The following is a 2149-nucleotide window of genomic DNA, read 5'->3' as shown; positions in this document are numbered from 1 at the left end:
CAACGTGCAGGACGCGATGATGAACGTCTTCCAGAACGGCAACGCGTTCGGCGACCCCGAGCGCCGCCGCCCCGAGTGGACCGAGGAACTCGACTTCGAGATTCCCGACGCCCGCGACGAGGACGTGGAGTTCCTCTGGTACGTCGGCGACTACCCGTCCTACGACGAGCGCAACCGACGCGTCGCCCGCTCGCTCGCCACCATCTTCCACGAGACTGGCATCTCCTACGGCATCCTCTACGAGGACGAGCAGAACGACGGCAACGACGTGCGTCGCGTCGGCGAGGAAGGTCTCTATGAAATGCTCGTCGAGGACAACGTCGCCGCGTTCGATGAATGCGAGTTCGACAAAATCGTCTGTACCGACCCGCACAGCTACAACACGTTCAAAAACGAGTATCCGGAGATGGCAGACGACTTCGACGCGCCGGTCTACCACTACACGCAGGTCGTCGAGGAACTGTTCCGGTCCGACCGACTGGGACTCTCCGGAAACGAACTCGACTACACGGTCACCTACCACGACCCGTGTCACCTCGGACGCTACAACGACGAGTACGAGGCTCCGCGCGAAATCGTCAAAGGAACCGGCTGTACCCTGGACGAGATGCCGCGCAACCGCTCCAACTCGTTCTGCTGCAGCGGCGGCGGTGGCGGCCTCTGGATGGACTTCGATGAAACGTCGAAACCGAGCGAGGAGCGCATCCGCGAGGCGCTCGAAGACACCGACGCCGGACCCGAGATCGAGAAGTTCGTCGTCGCCTGCCCGATGTGCATGACGATGTACGAGGACGGGAGAAAAACGGGCGGCTACGAGGACGACATCGAAATCATCGACGTGGCCGAACTGGTCGTGGAAGCGCTCGGCGCTGAAGAGAAGATTCAGGTCTCGGCCTGAATTCGTCGATTTTCGCTTTTGACTTTTACTCGGACGAGCGACGCCGCCAGTTCGAGCGATAGAGACCGCCACCGACCAGCAGCGCGACGGCGAGTGCTGTCGCTGCCGCGAGCAGTCCCGTCGGATTCGGGACGAACAGCGGTCCGAGTACCGCGCCCGCAGAGAGACCGATCAACGCACAAACAACTGTTCGAATTCTGCCCATCTCCATATTCTGGTAATAATGTGGTGAAGAAAATAGCTTTCGAACGTTCCGCACTCCGACCGTAACCGCGGTTACTAATCTTCCCACAGAAACAGTTGGAATCATAATAACTATGCGGAGTGAAACCGACCGTACTGACGATGGATTCCCTCCTCTTCGACCTCGCGGCGTTTAGCTTCGTCACGCAACTCGTCGCGCTCTACATCCAGTACCGCCAAGATAAGCCTCGAATCGTCCTCGTCACGTGGTCCGGATACACGCTCTTCTGGGCATACCTCGCCGTGACTCAGTTCTTCGAACTTCGTTTCGCTACCATCGGACTTGGGGTTCTACTGGTGACTATCCTCGCGCTCACCGCTGTTACCGTCCATCGCCAGTGGTGGAACGACCGAACGCAGTCCATCTGACTCTCGACTTCGACCGTTGCCCGAGAACCCCATCTCCGACGAACTCAGACCGTCTGCCTGAGAGAAAACATTGGGTACCTAACAACTATGGGGAGCGAAATTGATCGTGTGAGTAATGAATCCCCTTTCTGTTGCCGTCCCGGCACTCTGTTTCGTTGCACAACTGTTCATACTTTACAGCATGTATATTCACGATGCGCCAAAAATTTCCCTTATTACGGGAGCCGGATACACGTTCTGCTGGGCGTATCTCGTTGTCACTCGGTTTTTCGAACTACGGTTCACCAACATCGGACTGATGGTTCTACTCGCTATTCTTCTCCCGCTCACGGTGGTTAGCGTCCGTCGCCATCGTCAAGACGACCGAACGCAGTCCGCTTGACTTCCTCATCTTCGAACTCACTCCCCCCGATTCTTCCTACTTCTCCCGCGCCGACCCGACCGCACGGGCGATGAGACCGGCCTGTGCGCCCGCCACGAAGCCAGCGTCGATGTTCTCGACCGAGAGGACGGTACAGGACTGCAACATCCCCGAGAGCGCCGCTTCGCCGCCGCTAGCGTGGCCGTAGCCGTTCGAGACGGGGAGTCCGATGACGGGCGTGTTCACGAGTCCGGCGACGACCGTGGGCAGGGCACCCT

The 2149-nt window shown here is 58.8% G+C and carries 4 protein-coding genes; 2 read left to right on the top strand and 2 right to left on the bottom strand.

Going from position 1 to position 2149, the window contains the following annotated elements:
* Positions 1-898 (top strand): (Fe-S)-binding protein (locus tag WBV42_RS17245; protein WP_423987117.1); only part of this gene is annotated, 898 nt, incomplete at its 5' end.
* A gap of 25 nt (positions 899-923) precedes the next feature.
* Here the strand turns inward: WBV42_RS17245 and WBV42_RS17240 are convergent.
* Positions 924-1109 carry a hypothetical protein gene (locus tag WBV42_RS17240; RefSeq protein WP_423987116.1) on the bottom strand — a complete coding sequence of 62 codons (186 nt, stop codon included), beginning with the start codon at positions 1107-1109 and terminating at the stop codon, positions 924-926.
* Positions 1110-1243: 134 nt separating this feature from the next.
* On the opposite strand from WBV42_RS17240, the gene WBV42_RS17235 reads away from it, so the two are divergent.
* Positions 1244-1510, top strand: coding sequence for a hypothetical protein (locus WBV42_RS17235; protein ID WP_423987115.1), 267 nt, complete (start codon positions 1244-1246; stop codon positions 1508-1510).
* A 418-nt stretch (positions 1511-1928) separates the two neighbouring features.
* On the opposite strand, the gene WBV42_RS17230 is transcribed toward WBV42_RS17235, so the two are convergent.
* The coding region (locus WBV42_RS17230; protein WP_423987114.1) for an AIR carboxylase family protein at positions 1929-2149 on the bottom strand (221 nt) is incomplete at its 5' end.

It is taken from the genome of Haladaptatus sp. (assembly GCF_049589095.1).
Lineage (GTDB): Archaea > Halobacteriota > Halobacteria > Halobacteriales > Haladaptataceae > Haladaptatus.
The sequence above is the reverse complement of the archived record's forward strand: the minus strand, read 5'-3'. Positions and strand labels throughout refer to the sequence as shown.

Coding starts and splice junctions, on each gene's coding strand:
- WBV42_RS17240 (WP_423987116.1), bottom strand. CDS start 1,109: ATGGAGATGGGCAGAATTCGAACAGTTGTTTGTGCGTTGATCGGTCTC.
- WBV42_RS17235 (WP_423987115.1), top strand. CDS start 1,244: ATGGATTCCCTCCTCTTCGACCTCGCGGCGTTTAGCTTCGTCACGCAA.